The organism is Nitrosospira sp. Nl5, assembly GCF_900102495.1.
Taxonomy (GTDB): domain Bacteria; phylum Pseudomonadota; class Gammaproteobacteria; order Burkholderiales; family Nitrosomonadaceae; genus Nitrosospira.
The window spans coordinates 60,148-82,470 of sequence record NZ_FMVQ01000013.1 but is presented as its reverse complement, the minus strand read 5'-3'; the positions used below and the strand labels follow the sequence as shown (position 1 = coordinate 82,470).

Here is a 22,323-nt window from a genome sequence, read left to right as displayed (position 1 = left end):
AGTTGTCGCACAGACCCCATATTAATTTGCGGTTATTTTGCGTGTTTATTCGATTTAAATAATTGGGCGAATAACAACAAATGAACAATAAATGATGGATGGTCACCAAACTCCGAAATCAACTGTAATGCCGTATCCGCTGGAACAGGCTCTTGAAAAAAGCCAGGAAGTGAAAGAGAAGGTGGAGAAATGCGCCATTGAGCTTTTTACCGTTAACGAAACGGTAAAAAAGGAAATGGCGTCCGGTCTTACGTTGCAGCAGGCGGAAAGAGCGCTGGCGCAAAGCGAAGACGTGGAGGATAAGGTGCAGGAGTGTGCAGGCGAGCTTGACGAAGTCAATGAAGTTCTGGCGCAGGAAATCGATGACCGCAAGAAGTGTAATCGCGAACTGATAGAAACCCTGCAGGAGTTGTCTGTCACACAGAATATTTTATCCAATACGCAGGATGTTCTGGCAATTGCACATGAAGTCGTGGAGGAAGCAAAGCAACGTACCTTCCACGATTCCGCCACAGGCATTCCCAACCGGGAATTATTCAACGACCGCCTTGAACAGGCAATTGCGCTTGCAAAACGGTGCGAGTGGGTATTGGCGGTGATGTTTATCGATCTGGACCGTTTTAAGCCAATCAACGATACACATGGACATGTTGTAGGCGACCAAGTATTGCGAGTTGTAGCGAAGCGTTTAAACGAACAGGTGCGCGGTGAAGATACCGTCTGCCGTTATGGCGGCGATGAATTTCTCTATTTACTGGTGAATCCCCAGAGTGCCGAGAATATCCAGCGTATTGCCCGTAAGGTATTTGATCGAATTTCGGAGGCCATGATTATCGATGATCTGACCCTTGCAGTCGAGCCTAGTATCGGCATTGCTGTTTTTCCAGGTGACGGGACGACCGGTCAAGCTCTGGTAGCCAATGCCGATATCGCCATGTACCGCGCCAAGGAAAAGAAAGCCGGCCATATTTTTTTTAACGACATTGGAAATGATTTGGAGAGATCCAGGGCCTGACTCCTTGGATGAAGTACGTTGCGAGCAACATATAGGGTGGTAAAGATTTCAGTTCCCGGCAAAACGCTCAGAAACGGAACTGGGGAAAGCGCTATTCGGGTAAGCCATCAAAGCCTGTTCCCTACGTTCTTTAGTTCGGCACACCGATGGTCAGTTGGAAAATAGCAGGGGAAAAATAAATGGGTGCAGGGCCGTCGTGCCGCTACGGTGTTTATCCATGATCATTCTGACCGTTAATACCGGCAGTTCATCTGTCCGTTTGGCGGCATTCGCTTGCGACGGAAGGACCCTGACAGAGCTGGTAAACGTACGCCATGACCTTACCGCGAAAGCGGACGAGCCAGAGGTCGTGCTACGCGAATTCGCACAGACGCATGGGATAACCAGCCGGGATGTATCGGTACATCGTGTGGTGCACGGCGGTGCTGCTCTCACAACGTCTCGACTGCTCGACCAGGAGGTGGAGCGGGAGATTGACCGCCTGGCGCCCCTCGCACCATTACATAATCCCGCCGCCTTGCACTGGATACGCGCGACGCGTGAGGTATTAGGCGCGGATATTACGCAGGTGGCGGTATTTGATACCGCTTTTTTTAAAGATTTGCCGGGACTCGCGCGGACTTACGCGATTCCGCATGCGCTTGCCAAAAAACACGGGCTGCGCCGCTATGGTTTTCATGGGTTGGCGCATCAGGCCATGTGGCGGAAATGGCGTGAACTGCAGCCAGACATCCCCCACGGGGGGAGAGTAATTTCGATGCAACTTGGTGCTGGTTGCTCGATTACGGCGATCGACAACGGGACGCCACGCGACACCTCCATGGGATTTTCACCTCTGGAGGGGCTGATAATGGCGACGCGTTCAGGCGATATTGATCCTGGGCTGGTGACATTTTTGCAACGCCAGGAGAATCTGGGGCCGGGGGAGATAGATCAACTGCTGAATGAACGTTCCGGTCTGTTGGGGGTTTCCGGAATGAGCGCGGATATGCGCCAATTATCGGAATCACAGGACGAGTGCGCGCGCCTGGCAGTGGATCTGTATTGTTACCGGGCGCGTAAATATCTGGGGGCCTACCTCGCGGTACTAGGTGGCGCCGAGGCGATCGTCTTTGGCGGAGGTGTAGGTGAGAACGTGCCGGCAGTACGGGAGAAGATTCTGGCTGGAATGGGATGGTGCGGGATTGAAATCGATTCGAAACGGAACCACGGCTCAGGCGGGGTCTTGTGCGTCAGCAGCCCGGAAAGCCGGGCTGAGGTTTGGGTTATTCCGGTGGACGAAGCTGCGATCCTGGCCCAGGAGGCGTTGGCGGTGATAGCAGCGAAAGAGAACAGGGTATTTCAAGGATAAAGGAGAACCGATCTCGTGAACAAAGGTTCGCTGCCGGCGGAAACCGGAAACGCGCCGCTCTCCAATGACGAGTTGCGCAAGCTGCATGCTTATTGGCGCGCGGCAAATTATCTGTCTGTCGGGCAGATTTACCTTCTGGACAATCCCTTGCTGAGGGAGCCGCTTACGCTCGCGCATGTCAAGCCCCGGCTACTCGGACATTGGGGAACCACCCCCGGGCTCAATTTTATTTACGCACATCTGAACCGCGCCATAAAAAAATATGATTTGAATATGTTCTACATCGCCGGGCCCGGCCATGGGGGGCCGGCAATGGTGGCCAATACCTGGCTTGAGGGTAGCTACAGCGAATTCTATCCCCACATTTCACAAAATGCGGTTGGCATGCAGCGGTTGTTTAAACAGTTCTCCTTCCCCGGCGGCATTCCCAGTCATGTGGCGCCCGAGACGCCGGGCTCGATTCATGAAGGAGGGGAGTTGGGTTACGCGCTGTCCCACGCTTTCGGGGCGGCTTTCGATAATCCGGACCTAATCGTGGCCTGCGTAGTCGGAGATGGCGAAGCTGAAACCGGGCCGCTTGCCGCCGCCTGGCACTCAAACAAGTTTCTCAATCCCGTCAGTGATGGCGCGGTACTGCCCATTCTGCATCTCAACGGCTACAAGATAGCCAACCCAACGGTGCTCGCACGCATCAGCCATGAAGAACTTGAAAGTCTCTTCGTGGGCTACGGTTATCAGCCCTATTTCATCGAAGGATCCGATCCCGAACTCATGCACCAGACAATGGCGGCTGCGCTGGATGCTGTAATCGGTAATATCAGGGCAATTCAGGATGAAGCGCGTGCCCATGAGGGAACGGCGGGAGTAACGTATCCTCGCTGGCCAATGATCATCCTGCGGAGCCCCAAGGGATGGACCTGCCCGAAGGAAGTTGACGGCAAAAAAATAGAAGACAGCTCGCGCTCGCACCAGGTCCCGCTTTCGGAAATCGGCTCGAAGCCGCAGCACCTGAAGTTGCTGGAGGAGTGGATGAAGAGCTACAAGCCAGAAGAGCTATTCGATAAAGAGGGCGCACCCGTGCCGGAGTTGATGGCGCTTGCACCCCGCGGCGAACGGCGCATGGGTGCTAATCCCCATGCAAACGGCGGCCGATTGCTGAAGGATCTGGAAATGCCGGACTTCCACGACTATGCTGTCGCTGTGCCGAAACCCGGGTTGGTAGTCGGAGAAGCCACGCGGGAAATGGGCAAATTTTTGCGCGATGTAATGAAGCTCAACCTGGAGAACCGCAATTTCCGGGTGATGGCCCCGGATGAAACCAGCTCAAACCGTCTCAACGCCCTGTTCGAGGTAACGGCCCGCAGCTGGGTGGCGCAAACCTTGCCTGGGGATGGGCATCTCTCCCCGGATGGCCGCGTGATGGAAATTCTTTCCGAGCATACATGCCAGGGCTGGCTCGAAGGATACCTGCTCACCGGACGCCACGGCTTGTTTTCGTGCTACGAGGCGTTCATTCATATTATCGATTCCATGTTCAATCAACACGCCAAATGGCTTAAAGTAACCAGCAAGGAAATCCCCTGGCGCAGTCCGATCGCTTCGCTTAATTACCTGCTTACGTCGCACGTGTGGCGCCAGGATCATAATGGGTTCTCGCATCAGGATCCCGGCTTTATAGACCACGTAGTGAACAAAAAAGCCGATATCGTTCGTGTTTATCTGCCGCCTGACGCGAATACGCTGCTGTTCATTACAGACAAGTGCTTGCGTTCGCGCAATTTCATTAACGTCATCGTGGCTGGGAAGCAGCCTGCACTTCAGTGGCTCGACCTGGACGCTGCAATCAAGCATAGCACTGCCGGTATCGGTATCTGGGATTGGGCGAGCAATGACCAGGATGGCGAACCGGACGTGGTGCTGGCTTGTGCCGGCGATGTTCCGACTCTTGAAACGCTGGCTGCGGTAGATTTATTGCGGCGTCATGCTCCGGAACTCACGATGCGGGTGATCAACGTGGTGGACCTGATGACGTTGCAGCCGCAACCGGAACATCCGCATGGACTGCCGGACCGTGACTTTGACTCACTCTTCACCACCTGCAAGCCGATCATTTTTGCTTACCATGGTTACCCCTGGCTCATTCACCGCCTGACTTACCGCCGCGCCAATCATAAAAATCTTCATGTGCGCGGTTACAAGGAGGAAGGCACCACCACGACTCCATTCGATATGACGGTGCTCAACGACCTGGATCGTTTTCATCTGGTCATGGACGTCGTCGACCGGGTGCCGAAGCTGCATCCTAAAGGAGCTTATCTCAAGCAATTGATGCGCGATAAGTTAATCGAGCATAAGCAATACATCACGCACTACGGTGAGGATATGCCGGACGTCCGCGATTGGCACTGGTCTTCGTAATCAACAGGTCGAAGACTTCCGAGTACGCGAAACAACACCCATAAAGCCATGATACTGGTGATCAATGCAATTGCGGTATATGCCTCGTTTTCGGTGAATCATATCCTTGCGGTTTATTGGGCCGCCGTCCTGCCGACTCTTTATGCGCTTGTCGTGGCGCCGCACGCGTTGATCGGGAGATCGGATATTCCGCCCGCAACGATAACGAAGATTCTTGCTAATAAATGGGATAACGCAGAGGAATTAACCGCGTATGTCGTGAAATACTGGATGGCGCTGGCCTATCCAACCACTTCCTGGAGAAAGCAGCGCAACAGTGTAGTCCTATATTTAACGTCGTTCTTCATGGGCATCGTTTATTTTCTCAAGGAATTGTTCGCGGCCGGCATGTTCCTGTTTGTAGTCGGATACGTTCTATACAAAATGAGCCTGAGAGTGGACAGGCCGAGATCGGTCTATGCAAATGCGGAATTCAGGGGTGGCAATAATAACGACCTCGCGAGGAAGGAGTGGGAGCTGGCAGCCATGTCAATCGTTGCGTTTTCGGATTTGTATCCCGACGACCGGAAACTGAAGGATTCGGCAAGCGACGTCGCAAACGATGGCGACGTGAAATTACTGCTGGCAAAATATTGTCATGACAATGAGGCGGCGTAGTTGACTGGAAGCGTACCATGGCAGTGCATTGCCATTGGATTGCCCGAACGATGGAATTCGTCCTCCCCGTCGGCCAGCTCGGGATTTTTATCCAGAGCATTGCTTAATAAATTTTTCGCTCCAGTTTTGCCTGATGCAGCACCGCCGTTGCCAATTCCTCAATAGACTTGCTGGTCACATCGAGATAGGGGATTCCTTCGCGGCGCATGAGCGTTTCGGCCTGGCGCACTTCGTATTGGCAGTTCTTGAGAGATGCATACTCACTGTCTGGCTTGCGCTCGCTTCGTATCCGGTGCAGCCGCATGGGATCGATGGTAAAGCCAAATAGCTTGCCACGCAGTTTCTTGAACTGGGCTGGAAGCTCCACGCGATTGAAGTCCTCGGGGATGAGAGGGTAATTGGCGGCGTAAATCCCGTATTGCAGGGCGAGATAGAGGCAGGTAGGGGTCTTGCCCGTGCGGGAGATCCCTGTCAGGGTAATGTCGGCCTGTTGCCAATTCCTTTGGGAGAGGCCGTCGTCGTGCTCCAGGGTGAACTGTATTGCCTCAATGCGCCTGCCATGATCAAGGGGTTGGCCGACGCGGTGCGAAAGGCCGATGGCATGCGACGAACGGATGCCAAGTTCAGCTTCCATCGAAGCAATAAAAATGCTGAAGCAATCCAAATGCAAGGCATTGGCGGAATCAAGAACGAATCGGATTTGAGGATTCACGAAGGTGCTGAATACCAGTGGACGCAGGCCATCCGCGCTCGCGCGCTCGTTAATTTTCCTTACAACGGCTGCGGCTTTTTCCTCGGTATCAAGGTAGGGCAGGGTGGTTTCGTCAAAAGGCACATTTTCAAATTGACTGAGCAGGCTGTGACCCAGCATTTCGACGGTAATACCAGTGCGATCCGAAAGAAAGAACGCAGCTCGCCGGGGTGATCTCGCTATGGTTGACATTTGTTCTGGCTCGCCAATAATGTTGACTCGGATCAAAATATCGTGTTTTAGTATTCAACACAACCATGCCCAGATGCGACCTTCCGTAAATCTGGCGTATCCGCAAATAAGAGCAGGAGCAGGAATTGGACGATTCACAGTACGTGGTTTGGTTTGATGCACTGCGCATGACCGATGTGAGCAAAGTCGGCGGCAAGAATGCCTCGCTGGGAGAGATGATCAGTCAATTGACCCAGGCAGGGGTCCGGGTCCCCGGTGGTTTTGCCACGACTGCCAATGCCTATCGCGATTTCCTGGCTCACGGGGAGCTGGCGCAACGCATCGAAAAGAGACTTTCGGGTCTGGATACGGAAGATGTCGAGGCATTGTCCGTGGCCGGCGCCGAGGTTCGCGCCTGGATAGTGGAAACGCCATTACCACCGCGACTGGAAAAGGAAATTTCCGCTGCTTACGAAAAAATGTTGCGCGAGGCGGACGCCGGCGATATTTCCGTGGCGGTACGCTCCTCTGCGACCGCGGAGGACCTGGCGGATGCCTCATTTGCGGGGCAGCAGGAGACCTTTCTCAATATACAGGGACTGGACAATTTGCTGAAAGCGGTCAAGAACGTATTTGCTTCACTCTACAACGACCGTGCCATTTCCTATCGCGTCCACAAGGGGTTCATTCATTCGGAGGTGGCGTTATCCGTGGGAGTGCAACGGATGGTGCGCAGCGATCGCGGTGCGTCCGGCGTGATGTTTACACTGGATACAGAATCGGGTTTTGACCAGGTGGTATTCATCACCGCTTCTTATGGTCTCGGCGAAACCGTGGTGCAAGGCGCGGTGAATCCCGACGAATTCTATGTTTACAAGCCTGCTTTGAAGCAGGGGAAACCGGCGATCCTGCGGCGGAAGCTCGGCTCCAAACTCATCAAGATGCAATATGCGGCAAGCCGCGAAGACAGCCGTTCGGTGGAAACACTGGACGTGGATGAAGGCGAGCGCAAGCGGTTTTCCATCACCGATATGGATGTGGAGGAGTTGGCCCGCCATGCTCTTGTCATCGAGCGCCATTATCAAAAACCGATGGATATCGAATGGGGCAAGGACGGCATGGATGGCAAGCTCTATATCCTGCAGGCGCGGCCAGAGACTGTGCAGGCCATGGCCGGGATGGATACGTTACGGCGCTATCATTTAAAGGGCAAGTCAGAAGTATTGGTATCAGGCCGTGCCATTGGCCAGAAAATAGGCAGCGGACCGGTGCGTTTGATATTGAACGCCGAAGAAATGTCGCGGGTGCGCGAAGGCGACGTACTGGTGACCGACATGACCGATCCCGATTGGGAGCCGGTAATGAAGCGTGCTTCCGCCATTGTCACCAACCGCGGTGGCCGCACCTGCCATGCCGCGATTGTAGCGCGTGAACTGGGCATTCCGGCAGTGGTAGGTTGCGGTGACGCTACCAGCCGATTGTCTGAAGATCAAATGGTCACAGTATCCTGTACGGAAGGCGACACGGGCAATATTTACCGGGGTGTTCTGGAAGTTGAAGTGATTGATCTCGCGCTGAAAAGCATGCCGAAGCCCCCTGTCAAGATCACGATGAATGTCGGCAACCCGGAACTGGCGTTCGATTTCCAGCGCATACCCAACCATGGCATAGGACTGGCACGGCTGGAGTTCATCATTGCCCGCATCGGAATACATCCCAAAGCAGTGCTGGATTATCCTGATCTCCCATCGGACCTGAAACTGGAAGTGGAAAACCAGTGTGCAGGTTATGGCAATCCGGTCAGCTTCTACGTAGAGAAGCTAACCGAGGGAATTGCCATGCTGGGCGCTGCATTTTTTCCCAAACCGGTGATCGTGCGCTTGTCGGATTTCAAATCCAACGAATATTCCAGTCTCATCGGCGGGCAGCGATATGAGCCCAAAGAGGAAAACCCGATGTTGGGCTTTCGCGGCGCCTCGCGCTATACAGCGCAAAATTTCCGTGATTGTTTCGAACTGGAATGCCGGGCGTTGAAAAAGACACGTGACGAGATGGGGCTGACCAATGTGGAAATCATGATCCCGTTCACGCGGACGCTGACCGAGGCCAGGCGCGTGATAGAATTACTGGCAAAGAACGGGTTGAAACGTGGAGAGAACGGGCTGCGGGTAATCATGATGTGTGAAATCCCATCCAATGCGCTTCTGGCGGACCAGTTCCTCGAATACTTTGACGGTTTTTCCATCGGATCCAACGATCTTACCCAGCTCACTCTGGGGTTGGATCGCGATTCCAGCCTCGTCGCGGAATCGTTCGATGAGCGCGACCCGGCGGTGAAAGCGTTGTTGCGCCTGGCCATTCAGGCGTGCCTTAAAGCTGATAAATACATCGGGATTTGCGGTCAGGGGCCATCCGATCATCGGGACCTGGCACAGTGGCTTATGAAAGAAGGAATTGAGAGCCTGTCGCTGAATCCTGATACAGTAGTGGAAACCTGGCTGTACCTGGCAGAGAAAGCGGAGAAATCAATATAACCTCAGAGTGGACCTTCCAACTCTGGATCATGCTTGAATAAGGACTGCCATGGCAAGAAATAGCACGCCGCGTCATATCGGCTTCATCCCGGATGGGAATCGCCGCTGGGCGATGAACCAGGGCCTGCCTAAAGAGGATGGGTATGCTTATGGTATTGATCCCGGAATATCGCTGTATGAAATATGTAAAGAACGTGGGATTGTCGAAGCTTCCATTTACTGCTTTACTCAAGATAATACCAAACGGCCTTCCTCCCAGAAACTTGCATTTACCGATGCATCCGTTGCGTTCGCTTTTGAAATAGCGCGCCGCGGAGCGGCCCTGCTTGTTGTCGGTGATGAGACGTCGGCGCAATTTCCCAAGGTGCTGGAAGTATTCAGGCAGCGCCAGGGAACAGGGATGAAGGTGAACCTGCTCATCAACTATGGTTGGGAATGGGATCTGGGAGGTCTTAAAAGCGGCAGTCTTCGTTCAAATGAAGTTTCGCGGCTGGATTTGATTGTGCGATGGGGAGGAGGCCGCCGCCTGAGCGGTTTTCTTCCTGTGCAATCAGTTTATGCAGATTTTTATGTCAGGGATGAATATTGGCCCGATTTCGAGCCTCAGCATTTTGAGCACGCGCTATCCTGGTTCAAGAGGCAGGACCGGACATTTGGCGGCTGATGCAACTAATCCGGTAACGGATTTGCCAGGAACTGAAAAAACAATGGATCGGGCCGTCGCTGCTGCCATTGCGAGATAGACACACGCCGTAACTGCCCGTCCATCAACTGATGTTGTGTGCGTTGTCGCACAGCAGAGTTTGCTATTACCGTTTAGTCTTCTTGATACAGCAATATCGCTGGCTGATAAAAAAGGAGCTATCGTGAAATATCACTCCACGTTGAAAAGCAAAACGGTCCGATCCTTAGTCGTCGCGGCAATTCTAGGCATGGCCGGCTTGGCGCATGCACAGATCAATACGCCGGGGCAAGGCGATTCCATGCAAAGGCCGTCGGACTCGATGCAGCCGCCGGTAACCCCCGGGAAACCGTTCGAAAAAGGTACAACCAGGGGTGAAGAAGCTGAAAAGAAAAACCGTTTTGACAGAAACCAGGAAGAAGCTGTGAGAGAACACAAATTGGATAGCAGCCCGGGTTCCGGCAGCGGACAAGGAGGCGGGTCGAGTTCAGGTTCCGGTGGTTATTGACCAATGACTGGATTTGCAGCGGCTTCTGTCGCTTGCGATATCCCTTCCTTGGGTTAAGCATCCCAATCTTGATGTTTACATTGCCCCCTCTGTAAACACCCTGGATCGCTGTCCCCTCCGATAGCGATTAATGGCCCGGCCACGGTTAATTCCGCTCCGGGCTTTTTCATCCCGGTTGGAACTGGTGCAACGTATTCAGCTTATGCTATCTTCATGCGCGGCAGGCGAACTGCCCAGGCCAGGATAAGTATTTGTTTCTGGGCCAAAGATTTCAATGAGCCGATAAACTTAATGCTTTGCTCCTCTTCGCCCGCCGCAAACACTCAGTAGCACGCCGATGAGATTCACGGTGCCGTCCACCAGTAAATTCACATGTTCGTCGTTGGGTCCGAACGTACGCAATAAAGCCAGGGTTTGATCGGCCGGTACTTCCCCATGCTTTGTTTGATGATGTGCGAGATTCAATGCGAGCAATCGTGCGCATTCCGCGAGCTGTTCTTTTGTTGCCCTTTTAATCAGCATATCCGCCAGCTCATATGTCTGGTTGAATGTTGATATGTCAGCCATAGTAATTGCCCATTTGTGAGTTTTTTAGTCTTATGTATAGCGTACCCAAATAAGTCCAGCTGCGCATTCTGTCTGCTTGCCTCTCTGTTTACATTAACCGGCAACACAATCAGTTCATCAGCGAAGGAACTCATTTGCAAGCATATTAACCGCATTGCCACGTATTACTATTGGACTGAAGTACGCCACCCGATGGGAAGTGGCAATTGAGATATCGCGGGTAGCTATGGATGCACAAAGCAGGGCTAAGAGCGCCGCATGAGAGAGACTAAAGCAACGCTAAACGTTCCCATTCAGATTGAATGAATTGCGTTAATTTGCCCGTATTTTCATCGTTGCCGCCTGTCGCGCTGCCGTCGTTCCCCCGTCGCTTGCCCATGTTCCGGGCTTGGCGTCTCCTGGGGCGGATTCGGCTTGCAAACATCGGACACGATCTGCAATGCTCTTTGATGAACGGAATTCATTGCTTCTGGAGATCCGTTCCCTGCGGCAAGAGTTTGTAGCAGATCGACCAGCTCTTCCTTGCTATGGGGCGGCAGTACCGCGATAAGGGCTTCCAGGATGTGATGAGACCGTTGCAGCTCCTCAAGCGAGGGGTTGGAGAGCGCCTGGTTTGACTCGACAACTTCCTTGGTTGGCTTGGCTTTCTCGTGTTTCATGTTTAGATCCATAAGCTGGCAAACAAACTAGAGAGAACCGTGCCGTCCCCTCGGCGGGACGAATGATCGGCTCAATTCTCGCTTGTGGGGCCGAGCTTCATCTGCATTTCGAGCAAGCGTCTGTGCCACGCAAGCAGCGTTGTCAGGCTGTGCTATGTCTGCTCTTGGCCGTCGTCACCGTGGATGGCGACGGCCTTCATGGCGCCGGTCAGATAACAGCCTTTCACCCGGACCTTGATCACCTTTGTCGGGCCGCCTTCTACTGTATTGGCGTCTTTCCGGTCCTCTTTGCTTATATTTTTGCTTAGTGTTTTCGTTTATGGAAGGAGTGGAGCGAAACAGACGAATAACATTGGGTGGTAGCGGCGAGGAATCATCCATTGCATAGTCCTATCATTGATCAATCGAATTCGAATTCAAAACGAATCTCGGAGAGTCGTCCCGGGGTCGTCTGGCAATAAAAACCGATTTAATTAGTGCTATTTTACGGGAAAACCCGTTTTGCGTCTCCCACGGACTTTCGTTTGGTATCGCGTAGAACGCTGCCAGGAAGCCGTCATCTCATATCTCTGATGTCGCCTCGCTCCTGAATGGAGATATGTGTGCGATTCGAGAATGAAAAAAACCAGCTTACATTTCCTTGCTGTTACACAGTAACTATACACATTAACTGGTATGCTAGTGTTACTACGTAACAATGAGGAGAAACGGTATGGCAAAGAGCAATGCGGAGCGGCAGGCCGCATATCGGGTACGGCATCTGGGAGATAAAGGCGGCAAGAGCGAGCGCGTGAATTTCGTGATTGATCAGCACGCCAAGCTGGCGTTGGAGCGCCTGGCAATTTGTTACGCGGTAACGCAGCGGACCGTTCTCGAACGCATTCTTGTCGAGGTTGAACAAGCAACGTTGGCGAGTGTGGCGACGATACCAAACGGGCCTGCAGACTACTACAAAGGCCGTCTTCGGTTAAGCCTGGATGGCATTACGCCGTAACACAATAGGTAACACTAGTGTCGAACACGTTGAGTGGCCGCTTTCCGAATTGGAGGGCTGGATGTTTGTGTCGTTTGGGACTTTGCAACAGGCCGACACATGCCGTTACCAGAACTTCAAACAACAAATGAAACCGTGGTCTGTCCCCAGTTCTACACAGGTCGTCATTCTCGACACCTTATGTCGCAAACTTTTACGTTCCGAGGAAAACACGTGACTGTTCTGCACGTAATTTACTGAAACTTAGATTGTTTTCTATTGGCTCAATTCTTGCTTATCAGGCTGTGAGAAAACAGGGGGTGCCATGACTCGAAGCGCTAAGGTCGCTTGAAACTTTTGATTGACGCTAAACTCGATCTTCTGATTTCTTGCGTCTTGCCATAAACCCGACCAGACCTAAGCCGGCGAGCATTAGGGCATAGGTTTCCGGTTCCGGTATAAGGCCTATGGCAACCACCTGCCCATTATTATTAATGTCCGTTGCCTCGGTTAGAACCACTCCGGGTAAATCAACCAGTGAATTGAGATCCATCATACCTTCACCATCAGGGCCCGTAATGAAGGCGCGGAAAGGGCCTTCACCTACTATGGAAGAATACCCCACCACCTGCCCTGTATCATTGATGTTCAAGGCGATACTAGAATCTCCCCCCACCACCGTGCCAAGGTCTCTCATCTCCATGCCATCAAGGCCGGTGATGAAGGCATGGATATCACCCTCAGCCGTAGCGGACTCTCCCACTACCTGCCCGGCATCGTTCATGCCCCAACCGGAGCTGTAAGGCCCCCCCAAAGTACCAAGAGCCCTCATGCCCGTGCCATTGGGACCGGTGATGAAGGCCTGGTAATAGCCTTCAGCCGTGCCCGACTCTCCCGTTACCTGCCCCGCATCGTTGATGCCCCTAGCAAAGCTAGAGCTATTACTACCAATTAAAGTGCCTAAGGTCCTCATGCCCATTCCATCAGGGCCAGTGATGAAGGCCTGCTGATACCCTTCCGCAGTGAGAGACTGTCCCACCACTTGTCCGGCATTGTTAATGTCATCTGCCGAGCTGTAATCACCGAGGCGGCCGCTGCCTAAAGTGCCAAGGTCCCTCATGCCCATCCCATTGGGGCCGGTAATAAAAGCATGGTCAGCAGCGGCAAGGAAAGAATCTCCCACCACCTGTCCGGCATCATTAACGCTATAGGCGAAGCTAGAACCGCCGCCTAAATGGCCCAGGTCCCTCATACCCATCCCATTGGGGCCTGTGATGAAGCCGCGTGGAAGATATTCAGGCGTGAAAGACCATCCCACCACCTGCCCGGCATCGTTGATGCCATAAGCTCGGGTGAGTCCAAAATCTCCGCCTAACGTGCCGAGGTCTGTTGCTATCCTGGTGTTGAGGTCGATAAGGAAGGCATGCTCTTGGGCGGATGCGTGAGTAATGTGGTTGAGACCGCTAATCAGAGCTGCGATCAGGATGAGACTTTTGGTTTTGAAGCAATGACGGGATATCATGATTCCTCCGGCAAGTGGCGTTTGCCAATCCATTGGTTCAAATTAGGTGATGGAATTTGCGCTGTCAAGGACAAATTCCGTATCTGTAGTCCTTTTCGCATATCAGGCTTTGAAAAAACTCTCGTGGTATTACACTGACGAGACATCGATAAGCCAAAGGAATATCGTCTCGTGACCCATGTATCCAGACCTTCGCGCCATCAGACAACATTGTTTCCCGAATCACTGGATGAATTAATTGCGCAGGATCATCCCGTGCGGGTGATCGACGCCTTTGTGGATAGTCTCGATCTGGGCTAGTTGGGATTCAAAAAAGTCATTGCTGAAGCCACTGGACGTCCGCCGTACGCGGCGGGCGATTTGCTGAAGCTGTACGTGTACGGTTACCTGAACCGGGTGCGATCGAGCCGCATGATCGAGCGGGAAACAAGGCGCAACATCGAAGTGATGTGGCTGGTAAATCGTGTTTCGCCGACCTACAAGACCATAGCCGACTTTCGACGGGATCACTCCCAGGCCATTTGTGGGCGTATGCCGGGAATTCATTGGCTTCTGCCGCGGGCAGCAGTTGTTTGGCGGCGAACTGCTGGCTATTGATGGCACCAGGATTGAAGCAGTAGCGAGTCACATGCAGGTTGTGACGCCTAAGCCTAGAAGGACGTTTACTGCAAGCGCGAAGGGTATTCGTGTAGAGGGGAGATGACCGCCATGGAAAAATTTTTTTAAAATTACGGAAAGCTGAGAGGGTAGGGACCCTCAGACTACGGGGAAGGGGTCTCAGTGAGACTAACCCTACCCCCACCGTGCCACCCCCAATCTGCCGAAATAGCCCTCCCTACTTGGAGCCTATAAGGTTCGGCGGACGTCCTGCAAATTTCCATCTAAATTCTAGCGTAAAGTTACCCCTATGTTACCCGAACAAGCACAGCGTTATCTAGTTTTCAGATAACTACTTGATTTTTTGGTGCCGACACCAAGAGTCGAACTCGGGACCTTCTGATTACAAATCAGCTGCTCTACCAACTGAGCTATGCCGGCGGGTACGTAATTATAGAGATTGGGAGGCGGGGGAGCAAACTTGCGGAAGGAGACTACAAAAATCAGGCGACAAATTATTTGATGACCTGAAAGCGGCGCTTTTTATCCGTAGGCGATGCCGAGCTTCCTGGCAATGATTGCAGTTTGTTCCGGCCTTCATTACCGGCTTCAGCCTGGGCCGTGTCTGATTCACCCTCCGGCGGAAAGAGGATGCCTTGGGAAGTTTCCTTGGCGAATATTCCCTGAACCGCGTTAACCGGAATCGAGATCTCACGCGAGACGCCATTAAAGCGAGCGGAAAACTGGATCAGATCATTGCCGAGCGTAAGGTGATGCGCCGCATCATGGCTGATGTTGAGGATGATTTCCCCATCTCTCACAAATTCATTTGGCACACGGGTCTGGTCGTCCACTTTAACCGATAGGTAAGGTGTGTAGCCGCTATCGGAGCACCATTCGTAAATAGCGCGAATCAAGTAGGATTTGGTTGAAAGCTCCTTCATTTGCGCATTGCCTTCTCGGAAGCGGTAAGCGCATCAATGAATGCTGGCCTGCTGAACAGGCGTTCGGCGAATTTCAATAGGGGTGCCGCCTGTTTGGGCAGTTGAATGCCATAATGTTCCAGCCGCCACAGCAGCGGAGCAATCGCTACATCCAGCATGGAAAATTCGTCCCCCAACATGTATTTCTGTTTGACGAACACCGGCGCAATGACGGTTAGATTATCGCGGATCGTCGCGCGCGCCTTTTCCGAAATTTTCGGGTTACTGTGCTCGACCGAGTCAATATGGCAAAAGAGCTCCTGTTCAAAGCGATGTAGAAACAGCCGCGCGCGGGCGCGCATCACGGGATCCGCGGGCATCAGCTGCGGATGCGGAAAGCGGTCATCAATATATTCATTGATGATGTTGGATTCATACAGAATAAGATCGCGCTCTACCAAGACCGGCACCCGGCTATAAGGGGTCATGATTGCCAGGTCTTCCGGCTTATTGTGCAGATCGACATCAATAATCTGAAAATCCATCCCTTTCTCGTACAGCACGATACGGCAGCGATGGCTGAACGGGCAGGTGGTGGCTGAGTACAACGTCATCATGATTCGTGACTTCCCGACATAATTGGTCCCGATACTTTTGATGGATGAGAAATGTTCAACCTCAATCCGGTAGTTGACCGCTCATTCAATAGATCAATGTTATAACGATCTCTTGGATTATTTGATGCTCACCTTCCGGGTGAGGCCGCGACGGGGCGAATTGCACAGTTTTTGCGGCACATGGCTGCGTTGTTCGCAACGCCTTGGAATGGAATGACCATTCCGCGTCGCTACGCGTTGCCCTGCACCCCAAAAACCTCACACTTCACCCCGTCCAACTACCAGATTTAGGTTCAATGAATGTCCTTCCAGAATTCATGTTTCAGCGCGTAGGTCAAACCCAGCATGCCGAACAGGAAAAGCATCACAATTATTCCCAACTGCACCCGTTTGGTGGCTGCCGGTTCACCGAGATAAACCAGGAAGTTCACAAGGTCAGCAATATACAAGTCGTATTCCGTTTTCGAAAGTGCGCCGGGCGTATCCAGCTTCAATTCTTTTACTTCGTGTTGGCCTCCGTGGCCGTCGTCAACCGTCTTCACCACGAGCGATTGCCCTCCCTGCAATTGGTAGAGCACATGGGGCATGGCAACTTTATCGAATAGCAGGTTGTTCCAGCCGGTGGCCGTCGTTTCGTCGCGATAAAACTTGCGTAGATATGTATAAAGCCAATCCGCACCACGAGAACGAGCGATTACCGATAGATCAGGCGGGGCGACGCCGAACCATTGCTTGGCGTCTTTTTTTTTCATGGCGGTGGTCATGAGCTCGCCAACTTTCTGTCCGGTAAAAATAAGATTCTCGCTGATCTGATTCTCAGTGAGGCCGATATCCCGCAACCGGTTGTATCGCATGTATTCGGCGCTGTGACAAGTCATGCAATAGTTGACAAAGGTCCGCACGCCGCGTTGGAGGGAGATCTTGTCGGAGGGATCGATCGGCGCTTTGTCCAGCTTCATTTCCGGGCCGCTGGCAAATGCAACGAGTGGAACCAGGCATAAAATACATAAAATACTTGTTATTTTTCTCATTCTTTCACTCTTGTCGGCTCGGTCTTGGTCTTGTCTATTTTGCTGTACCACGGCATAAGAACGAAAAAGGCGAAGTAGATTACCGTGAATATTTGTGCCAGCAGCGTATAGAGAGGTGTCGGCGATTTCGTGCCGAGCCATCCCAGCACAAAGACGCTAATGACAAAAAGTGTGAGCGCGATTTTGAAATACGGACCTTTATAGCGGATCGATTTTACGGGGCTACGGTCCAGCCAGGGCAACAGGGCAAAGATCGCGACCGAACCACCCATCAGCACGATCCCCCAGATTTTTGCATCTACCCATAGAAAGTTGACAGTGACTGCCCTCAGCATTGAGTAGTAGGGTGTGAAGTACCACACCGGCGCGATATGATCGGGTGTCTGCAGTGTATTGGCGGGAATGAAATTGTTGTACTCGAGGAAGTAGCCGCCCATTTCAGGCATGAAAAATATGATGCCGCAGAACACGATCAGAAATACCACCACACCGAAAATATCCTTTACGGTGTAATACGGATGGAAGGGAATGCCATCCACCGGAATATGCGTGACAGGATCTTTGTTTGCCTTGATTTCAATGCCATCCGGATTGTTCGAGCCGACTTCGTGCAATGCGACGATATGAACGAACACCAGCGTCACGAGCAAAACCGGCAGGGTCACGACATGATAGGCAAAAAAACGATTGAGCGCGGCATCCGACAGCATGAAGTCGCCCAGAATCCAGTTCGAGAGGCTCTGACCGATTACCGGAATTGCGCCGATCATACTCACAATCACCTGCGCGCCCCAATAGGACATTTGTCCCCATGGCAAGATATAGCCTGTAAAGGCCAGCATCATCAGGACGAAAAAGATACCCATGCCGATCAGCCACAGAAGTTCACGGGGTTTGCGATAGGAACCATACATCATCCCCCGGAACATATGCAGGTAAACCACCACAAAGAACATGGATGCGCCCGTGGAGTGCATGTAGCGGATCAGCCAGCCGAATTCCACGTCCCGCATGATGTATTCCACCGAGGCGAATGCCAGGCTGGCGTCCGGCTTGTAGTTCATGGTGAGGAAAATGCCGGTGAGGAGCTGATTCACCAGCACGAGCATCGCCAGCGAGCCGAAGTAGTACCAGAAATTGAAATTTTTTGGTGCGTAGTATTCGGTGAGATGCGCCTTCCAGGTGGAAGTCATGGGAAAACGCGCGTCTATCCAGTTGCTCATCGCATCCAGTCGCTTGCTCATTTATGCGGACTCCTTACTATCAGACCCGACCAAGAGGAGGTTGTCGCTCAAGTACATGTGGGGGGGGACGACCAGATTGGTGGGCGCAGGAACATGCTTATAGACGCGACCCGCCAAGTCAAACTTGGAACCGTGGCAGGGACAGAAAAAACCCCCCAGCCAATCAGCACCGAGATCCGCCGGAGCAATGTCTTTTCGATATACGGGAGAGCATCCCAAATGGGTGCAAACGCCTTCAACCACCAGAATTTCCGGTTTGATCGAGCGTGTTTCGTTCTGCGCATATTGAGGTTGCTGGTCTTTCTCCGATTTTGGATCCGCCAGTTGTTCCTCAAGCTTCTTCAGGTTTGCCAGCATCTCGGGAGTACGATCCAATATCCATACTACCTTGCCGCGCCACTCCACCAGTAGCAGCATGCCGGGCTCAAGCTTGCTGATATCAACCTCTACCGGGGCTCCTGCGGCTTTGGCTCGCTCGCTGGGCATCATGCTCAGTACAAAGGGAGTGGCCACCGCTGCGCTTGCGATCCCGCCCGCAATGGAAGTTGCGGTGATAAGAAACCGCCTCCTGCTATTCATTTCTTTTTTTTTATCCATATATGCCATATTTTGCAGTGCCGTTTTTCAAACCGAAAGTTGTAAAAAACTTGTACAAAAACTTAACCATTTTATCATAATATGTATTAGAAAATAAACATCCATGACAAAACACGTTGATTGGGCGCTGGAATTTCCTCTGGGTACAGCTATGGAATCAGCGACGCATGATACACGATCCGTTTTCCGGATCGGCTGGTTTATTCATACAGGCATCGCACGCAAATTTTTTATCCTGGCCTGTAGGATTTTTTGCAACGCGCTGGTATACCGGCCATGTGTGTATCATGAGCGATAACAAAGTCAGTTGGGAAACTTGTGCGCCATGTCATAAATAGCAGGAGCACCTCAAGGGTTTGGATTTGCAGCCTATGAAACAGCCTATTGTAAATTGTCCCCAGTGCGGCAAGATCGTTGTCTGGAACACCGCAAATCCTTGGCGCCCATTTTGTTCGGAGCGCTGCAAAATGATCGATCTGGGACAGTGGGCGACAGAATCTTACCGTATCCCGGATACGAAAAACGATCCGGAAAGCCAGGAAGATGGAACGTCACAAGACGAGAAGTAGGGGTGGTTATCAGCGTTAAGGCTATTAAGACCGGCTATCGCCAAACGTCATCCTGGTAATCCTGGCAAGATCGTTTTCATGCATCGGCAACCTGCGCAATACCTCGCATCATGGCGATGCCATGGCCACCATGTTTCCAGGCCGTGATGAGATCTTCGGGGTGCAATCCGCCGAGCGCATAGACCGGGATCGAGCAATTGCGGATGAGCGCGGCAAATTTCCGCCACCCTAACGTTGAAGATTGAGGGTGGCTCAGTGTCGGCAGCACCGGCGCAAGAACAGCAAAACTCATCCCCAGTTGCTCGGCTCGGAAAAGCTCCTCCGCATTGTGACAGGATGCGCCACACAATTCGATATCCGGGCGCTTCACAAGATTGAACAGCTGTGCTGACGGAAAATGAACGCCATCCGCTCCGATTTCACGGGACAAGTCGACATTCCCGCTTACCATTACTTTGGCGCCATAATGGTGGGCAACTGTAACCATTTCACTTGCAAAGCCATGCAACGCCGTCTTCGCCATATCTTTTTCCCGTACCTGAATCAGCCGTAATCCCTTGCGCAACGCATGTTCCATCTGCATTAATGAAGCTTTCGTTCCCAATTCCGTGGCATTTGTGATTGCATAAACCGGCGAGAGACCAGCCGCCCGCAGCACTGGCGCATTTGCCGGCAGCATCGGTTGAGCCTCGACATTGTCTGCAAATTGCCACGACAACTCTTGATTTTCACGAGGGTATGGCTCCCCATGCCATTCCAGGACACGATAAAAACAAAGCCGTACGGTAGCGTGAGGATAGGTAAACGTTCGGGTGATCCATGGATAGGCATGCTCAACAGATACGCCCAGTTCTTCCAGCAACTCGCGCCTGAGCGCTTGCAGCAGCGATTCACCCGGTTTCACCTTGCCGCCGGGAAACTCCCAGTACCCGGCATAAGGTTTGCCTTCGGGCCGGCGCGCCAGGAGGAAGGCGCCATCAGGCCGGGTAATGACCGCGACGGCGACTTCAACGGTATCAGAGGGAGGAAGCATGGCGAAAGGAATTTCTTACCGCTCTCCGCCGGCGTCTGCTTTCTGTTTTCCCGCCCAGTCACGCGCAAACTGCCACGCGACGCGTCCGCTCCGGAAACCACGCCCCAGCGCCCACTGCAGCGCCGCCTGGCGTACCGGGAGAGTTATTTCCTTGACACCGAAATAGGTGAGCCATTGGCTGACGACATCCAGGTATTGATCTTGATCGAAGGGGTAGAATGACAGCCATAGACCGAAACGTTCGGATAACGAAATTCTTTCTTCCGCCGACTCACTCGGATGGATTTCGCCACCGGCGTGTCTGGTATCCAGGTTATCCTGCATAAACTCAGGCATCAGGTGGCGGCGATTGGAAGTGGCGTAAACCAGCACGTTCTCGGAGGCCGTGGCAATGGAACCATCCAGTACCACCTTCAACGCCTTATAGCCAGGCTCATCGGATTCGAACGATAAATCATCACAGTACAGGATGAAGCGTTCCGGCCGTTGATGGATCTGCTCAACAATATCGTGCAGATCGGTGAGATTATGCTTTTCCACTTCGATTAAACGTAATCCCGAAGCCGCATACTTGTTAAGCATTGCTTTTACCAGCGATGACTTGCCCGTACCACGCGCACCCGTAAGCAGTACATTATTGGCTGGATAACCCTGCACGAATTGATGGGTATTCCGGTCTATGAGCTCTTTTTGGTCCTCAATGCCTCGCAATACATCGAGCGTGATCCGATGTGGGTGGATGATGGGCTGTATAGATCCTGCAGGACCGTGTTTTCGCCAGCGGAATGCAACAGCGGCATTCCAGTCGGGGGTCGGCTGTTCGGCGGACAGTATTCCCTCCAGCCGGGAAAGCAACGTCTCGGCGCGAATGTAGAGTGTGGGCCAGTCGTTCATAGCATCAATAGCGGCTACTAAAAAACATGTGTAACGGATTGACGGCCATCATTTTGCCGGTCTGTCGCGCATTACGTGATATTGTTAACAACATAATCTTGTTCGGCATAATCGTTCAATCCGTGTACTTTGACATTTCGCTTCTTTACAGGGAAATCACGGATTAAACTGCACCGCGTCTTCTTTATGTGCGCTATCGTACGGAACTGCTGAGCCCGAAAAGGGATGATTTGGTATGTTACGTCAGCGTCCGGCAAGGGTATCTATTTTTCCTCGGCGTAACAACTCGGCAAGCGCTTTTTCTCAGGTTTATTACCAAAAACCAAGTAAAACATTAAGGAGAAGATATTATGAACAATATGCCCAGCAAAAAATCGATGATTTCTCTCGCAATCGGATCTGCCTTCGCCGCTACGCTAGGCACCGCACCGATTGCGTCCGCGAACGAAAGCCCTTTTACCACACAATCTCTGGGTAAAGGCTACATGGTGGCCGGGCACCACGACCACGGTGACAAGTATGGTGACAAGAAAGACGCATATGGTGAAAAGGGTCAAGACAAGAAGTACGGTGAGGGCCGATGTGGAATGTCCATGGCTGACACCGACAATGATGGTCGAGTGAGCAAGGAAGAACACGCGCGCCATGGCCAAATCATGTTCGAAAAAATGGACGCCAACGGAGATGGGTACATCGATAAAGATGAAGCCAACAAAATGAGAAAGAAGCACGGTTATGGGCATGGCCAGAAACGTAGCTCCTACGGATCCGATGACCGTAATTTAAGGGATGAGGAAGGATTAACAGTAAAACGCGAGCGTGAATACGGCGCGGGCGAGGAGGTCGACCGTGATTTCCCCCATATGAGGCCGATGGGTCAATAAGGGAGTTTTCGTTGGCGGTTGTGTCAGCCTGCTCGCACTAGCCTCGAATGGGCCACTGGTCGAAGTGGACGGGGCTAGTTGTGCACGATGCAACCGCTACTTGTTTTTGATGTTTGCCCTGTTCGT

At 52.4% G+C, this 22,323-nt stretch carries 24 protein-coding genes and 1 tRNA gene; 13 read left to right on the top strand and 12 right to left on the bottom strand.

Going from position 1 to position 22,323, the window contains the following annotated elements:
- The first annotated feature begins 91 nt into the window (after positions 1-91).
- From BLP45_RS12025 to BLP45_RS12010, 4 genes are all read left to right on the top strand, one after another.
- A complete protein-coding gene (locus BLP45_RS12025; protein WP_090372724.1) occupies positions 92-1,015 on the top strand; it encodes a GGDEF domain-containing protein in 924 nt (307 codons plus the stop codon).
- A gap of 217 nt (positions 1,016-1,232) precedes the next feature.
- Positions 1,233-2,366 carry an acetate/propionate family kinase gene (locus BLP45_RS12020; protein ID WP_090372723.1) on the top strand — a complete coding sequence of 378 codons (1,134 nt, stop codon included), beginning with the start codon at positions 1,233-1,235 and terminating at the stop codon, positions 2,364-2,366.
- A 15-nt stretch (positions 2,367-2,381) separates the two neighbouring features.
- Positions 2,382-4,784, top strand: a complete 2,403-nt coding sequence (locus BLP45_RS12015; RefSeq protein ID WP_176754741.1) for a phosphoketolase family protein — start codon at positions 2,382-2,384, stop codon at positions 4,782-4,784.
- 48 nt (positions 4,785-4,832) lie between these two features.
- A complete protein-coding gene (locus BLP45_RS12010) occupies positions 4,833-5,441 on the top strand; it encodes a hypothetical protein (protein ID WP_090372722.1) in 609 nt (202 codons plus the stop codon).
- Positions 5,442-5,544: 103 nt separating this feature from the next.
- Here the strand turns inward: BLP45_RS12010 and BLP45_RS12005 are convergent, their stop codons facing one another.
- Positions 5,545-6,384, bottom strand: a complete 840-nt coding sequence (locus tag BLP45_RS12005) for a posphoenolpyruvate synthetase regulatory kinase/phosphorylase PpsR (RefSeq protein ID WP_090372721.1) — start codon at positions 6,382-6,384, stop codon at positions 5,545-5,547.
- A 125-nt stretch (positions 6,385-6,509) separates the two neighbouring features.
- Here BLP45_RS12005 and ppsA point away from each other — a divergent pair, with 125 nt between their 5' ends.
- From ppsA to BLP45_RS11990, 3 genes are all read left to right on the top strand, one after another.
- A complete protein-coding gene (gene ppsA / locus BLP45_RS12000) occupies positions 6,510-8,897 on the top strand; it encodes a phosphoenolpyruvate synthase (RefSeq protein WP_090372720.1) in 2,388 nt (795 codons plus the stop codon).
- A gap of 49 nt (positions 8,898-8,946) precedes the next feature.
- The gene (locus BLP45_RS11995) at positions 8,947-9,561 is read left to right on the top strand and encodes an undecaprenyl diphosphate synthase family protein (RefSeq protein ID WP_090372719.1); all 615 of its coding nucleotides are present in this window, start codon (positions 8,947-8,949) and stop codon (positions 9,559-9,561) included.
- 202 nt (positions 9,562-9,763) lie between these two features.
- Positions 9,764-10,087 (top strand): hypothetical protein, encoded by a 324-nt coding sequence (locus tag BLP45_RS11990; protein ID WP_090372718.1) that lies wholly within the window; start codon positions 9,764-9,766, stop codon positions 10,085-10,087.
- A 288-nt stretch (positions 10,088-10,375) separates the two neighbouring features.
- Here the strand turns inward: BLP45_RS11990 and BLP45_RS11985 are convergent, their stop codons facing one another.
- Together BLP45_RS11985 and BLP45_RS11980 are read right to left on the bottom strand one after the other, a co-directional pair.
- Positions 10,376-10,654 carry a hypothetical protein gene (locus BLP45_RS11985; protein ID WP_090372717.1) on the bottom strand — a complete coding sequence of 93 codons (279 nt, stop codon included), beginning with the start codon at positions 10,652-10,654 and terminating at the stop codon, positions 10,376-10,378.
- 329 nt (positions 10,655-10,983) lie between these two features.
- A complete protein-coding gene (locus tag BLP45_RS11980; RefSeq protein WP_090372716.1) occupies positions 10,984-11,313 on the bottom strand; it encodes a hypothetical protein in 330 nt (109 codons plus the stop codon).
- Positions 11,314-11,375: 62 nt separating this feature from the next.
- Between BLP45_RS11980 and BLP45_RS11975 the strand changes: the two genes are divergently transcribed.
- A complete protein-coding gene (locus tag BLP45_RS11975; RefSeq protein ID WP_090372715.1) occupies positions 11,376-11,621 on the top strand; it encodes a hypothetical protein in 246 nt (81 codons plus the stop codon).
- A 404-nt stretch (positions 11,622-12,025) separates the two neighbouring features.
- Positions 12,026-12,307, top strand: coding sequence for a hypothetical protein (locus BLP45_RS11970; protein ID WP_090372714.1), 282 nt, complete (start codon positions 12,026-12,028; stop codon positions 12,305-12,307).
- 346 nt (positions 12,308-12,653) lie between these two features.
- Here BLP45_RS11970 and BLP45_RS11965 read toward each other — a convergent pair whose 3' ends face one another.
- Positions 12,654-13,808, bottom strand: a complete 1,155-nt coding sequence (locus BLP45_RS11965; RefSeq protein ID WP_090372713.1) for an HAF repeat-containing PEP-CTERM protein — start codon at positions 13,806-13,808, stop codon at positions 12,654-12,656.
- 171 nt (positions 13,809-13,979) lie between these two features.
- On the opposite strand from BLP45_RS11965, the gene BLP45_RS14995 reads away from it, so the two are divergent.
- Positions 13,980-14,108, top strand: a complete 129-nt coding sequence (locus BLP45_RS14995) for a hypothetical protein (protein ID WP_256327811.1) — start codon at positions 13,980-13,982, stop codon at positions 14,106-14,108.
- Positions 14,109-14,405 (top strand): transposase, encoded by a 297-nt coding sequence (locus BLP45_RS11960; RefSeq protein WP_090372712.1) that lies wholly within the window; start codon positions 14,109-14,111, stop codon positions 14,403-14,405.
- A gap of 365 nt (positions 14,406-14,770) precedes the next feature.
- On the opposite strand, the gene BLP45_RS11955 is transcribed toward BLP45_RS11960, so the two are convergent.
- From BLP45_RS11955 to petA, 6 genes are all read right to left on the bottom strand, one after another.
- Positions 14,771-14,846 (bottom strand) — tRNA-Thr (locus BLP45_RS11955).
- 74 nt (positions 14,847-14,920) lie between these two features.
- The gene (locus BLP45_RS11950) at positions 14,921-15,349 is read right to left on the bottom strand and encodes a ClpXP protease specificity-enhancing factor (protein ID WP_090372711.1); all 429 of its coding nucleotides are present in this window, start codon (positions 15,347-15,349) and stop codon (positions 14,921-14,923) included.
- Positions 15,346-15,945, bottom strand: a complete 600-nt coding sequence (locus BLP45_RS11945) for a glutathione S-transferase N-terminal domain-containing protein (RefSeq protein ID WP_090372710.1) — start codon at positions 15,943-15,945, stop codon at positions 15,346-15,348. The genes BLP45_RS11950 and BLP45_RS11945 overlap by 4 nt, the downstream gene beginning before the upstream one ends.
- 293 nt (positions 15,946-16,238) lie before the next feature.
- Positions 16,239-16,976, bottom strand: a complete 738-nt coding sequence (locus BLP45_RS11940; protein ID WP_090372709.1) for a cytochrome c1 — start codon at positions 16,974-16,976, stop codon at positions 16,239-16,241.
- Positions 16,973-18,220, bottom strand: coding sequence for a cytochrome b (locus tag BLP45_RS11935; RefSeq protein WP_090372708.1), 1,248 nt, complete (start codon positions 18,218-18,220; stop codon positions 16,973-16,975). The genes BLP45_RS11940 and BLP45_RS11935 overlap by 4 nt, the downstream gene beginning before the upstream one ends.
- Positions 18,221-18,817, bottom strand: coding sequence for a ubiquinol-cytochrome c reductase iron-sulfur subunit (gene petA, locus BLP45_RS11930; protein WP_176754740.1), 597 nt, complete (start codon positions 18,815-18,817; stop codon positions 18,221-18,223).
- 371 nt (positions 18,818-19,188) lie between these two features.
- On the opposite strand from petA, the gene yacG reads away from it, so the two are divergent.
- Positions 19,189-19,386: a DNA gyrase inhibitor YacG gene (gene yacG / locus BLP45_RS11925; RefSeq protein WP_090372706.1), complete on the top strand. Its 198-nt coding sequence runs from the start codon at positions 19,189-19,191 to the stop codon at positions 19,384-19,386.
- A gap of 76 nt (positions 19,387-19,462) precedes the next feature.
- Here the strand turns inward: yacG and BLP45_RS11920 are convergent, their stop codons facing one another.
- Together BLP45_RS11920 and BLP45_RS11915 are read right to left on the bottom strand one after the other, a co-directional pair.
- A complete protein-coding gene (locus BLP45_RS11920; RefSeq protein ID WP_090372705.1) occupies positions 19,463-20,419 on the bottom strand; it encodes a Nudix family hydrolase in 957 nt (318 codons plus the stop codon).
- A gap of 15 nt (positions 20,420-20,434) precedes the next feature.
- Complete coding sequence (locus tag BLP45_RS11915; RefSeq protein ID WP_090372704.1) at positions 20,435-21,313, bottom strand: ATP-binding protein; 879 nt, start codon at positions 21,311-21,313, stop codon at positions 20,435-20,437.
- Positions 21,314-21,663: 350 nt separating this feature from the next.
- On the opposite strand from BLP45_RS11915, the gene BLP45_RS11910 reads away from it, so the two are divergent.
- On the top strand, positions 21,664-22,197 hold the full coding sequence (locus tag BLP45_RS11910) for a hypothetical protein (RefSeq protein WP_256327810.1): 534 nt from the start codon (positions 21,664-21,666) through the stop codon (positions 22,195-22,197).
- Positions 22,198-22,323 lie beyond the last annotated feature (126 nt).

Excerpts from the sequence above, each read along its gene's own strand:
- BLP45_RS12025 (WP_090372724.1), top strand. The coding sequence starts at position 92 with ATGATGGATGGTCACCAAACTCCGAAATCAACTGTAATGCCGTATCCG.
- BLP45_RS12020 (WP_090372723.1), top strand. The coding sequence starts at position 1,233 with ATGATCATTCTGACCGTTAATACCGGCAGTTCATCTGTCCGTTTGGCG.
- BLP45_RS12010 (WP_090372722.1), top strand. The coding sequence starts at position 4,833 with ATGATACTGGTGATCAATGCAATTGCGGTATATGCCTCGTTTTCGGTG.
- BLP45_RS12005 (WP_090372721.1), bottom strand. The coding sequence starts at position 6,384 with ATGTCAACCATAGCGAGATCACCCCGGCGAGCTGCGTTCTTTCTTTCG.
- BLP45_RS11995 (WP_090372719.1), top strand. The coding sequence starts at position 8,947 with ATGGCAAGAAATAGCACGCCGCGTCATATCGGCTTCATCCCGGATGGG.
- BLP45_RS11985 (WP_090372717.1), bottom strand. The coding sequence starts at position 10,654 with ATGGCTGACATATCAACATTCAACCAGACATATGAGCTGGCGGATATG.
- BLP45_RS11980 (WP_090372716.1), bottom strand. The coding sequence starts at position 11,313 with ATGAAACACGAGAAAGCCAAGCCAACCAAGGAAGTTGTCGAGTCAAAC.
- BLP45_RS11975 (WP_090372715.1), top strand. The coding sequence starts at position 11,376 with ATGATCGGCTCAATTCTCGCTTGTGGGGCCGAGCTTCATCTGCATTTC.
- BLP45_RS11970 (WP_090372714.1), top strand. The coding sequence starts at position 12,026 with ATGGCAAAGAGCAATGCGGAGCGGCAGGCCGCATATCGGGTACGGCAT.
- BLP45_RS11965 (WP_090372713.1), bottom strand. The coding sequence starts at position 13,808 with ATGATATCCCGTCATTGCTTCAAAACCAAAAGTCTCATCCTGATCGCA.
- BLP45_RS11950 (WP_090372711.1), bottom strand. The coding sequence starts at position 15,349 with ATGAAGGAGCTTTCAACCAAATCCTACTTGATTCGCGCTATTTACGAA.
- BLP45_RS11945 (WP_090372710.1), bottom strand. The coding sequence starts at position 15,945 with ATGATGACGTTGTACTCAGCCACCACCTGCCCGTTCAGCCATCGCTGC.
- BLP45_RS11940 (WP_090372709.1), bottom strand. The coding sequence starts at position 16,976 with ATGAGAAAAATAACAAGTATTTTATGTATTTTATGCCTGGTTCCACTC.
- BLP45_RS11935 (WP_090372708.1), bottom strand. The coding sequence starts at position 18,220 with ATGAGCAAGCGACTGGATGCGATGAGCAACTGGATAGACGCGCGTTTT.
- petA (WP_176754740.1), bottom strand. The coding sequence starts at position 18,817 with ATGGATAAAAAAAAAGAAATGAATAGCAGGAGGCGGTTTCTTATCACC.
- yacG (WP_090372706.1), top strand. The coding sequence starts at position 19,189 with ATGAAACAGCCTATTGTAAATTGTCCCCAGTGCGGCAAGATCGTTGTC.
- BLP45_RS11920 (WP_090372705.1), bottom strand. The coding sequence starts at position 20,419 with ATGCTTCCTCCCTCTGATACCGTTGAAGTCGCCGTCGCGGTCATTACC.
- BLP45_RS11915 (WP_090372704.1), bottom strand. The coding sequence starts at position 21,313 with ATGAACGACTGGCCCACACTCTACATTCGCGCCGAGACGTTGCTTTCC.
- BLP45_RS11910 (WP_256327810.1), top strand. The coding sequence starts at position 21,664 with ATGAACAATATGCCCAGCAAAAAATCGATGATTTCTCTCGCAATCGGA.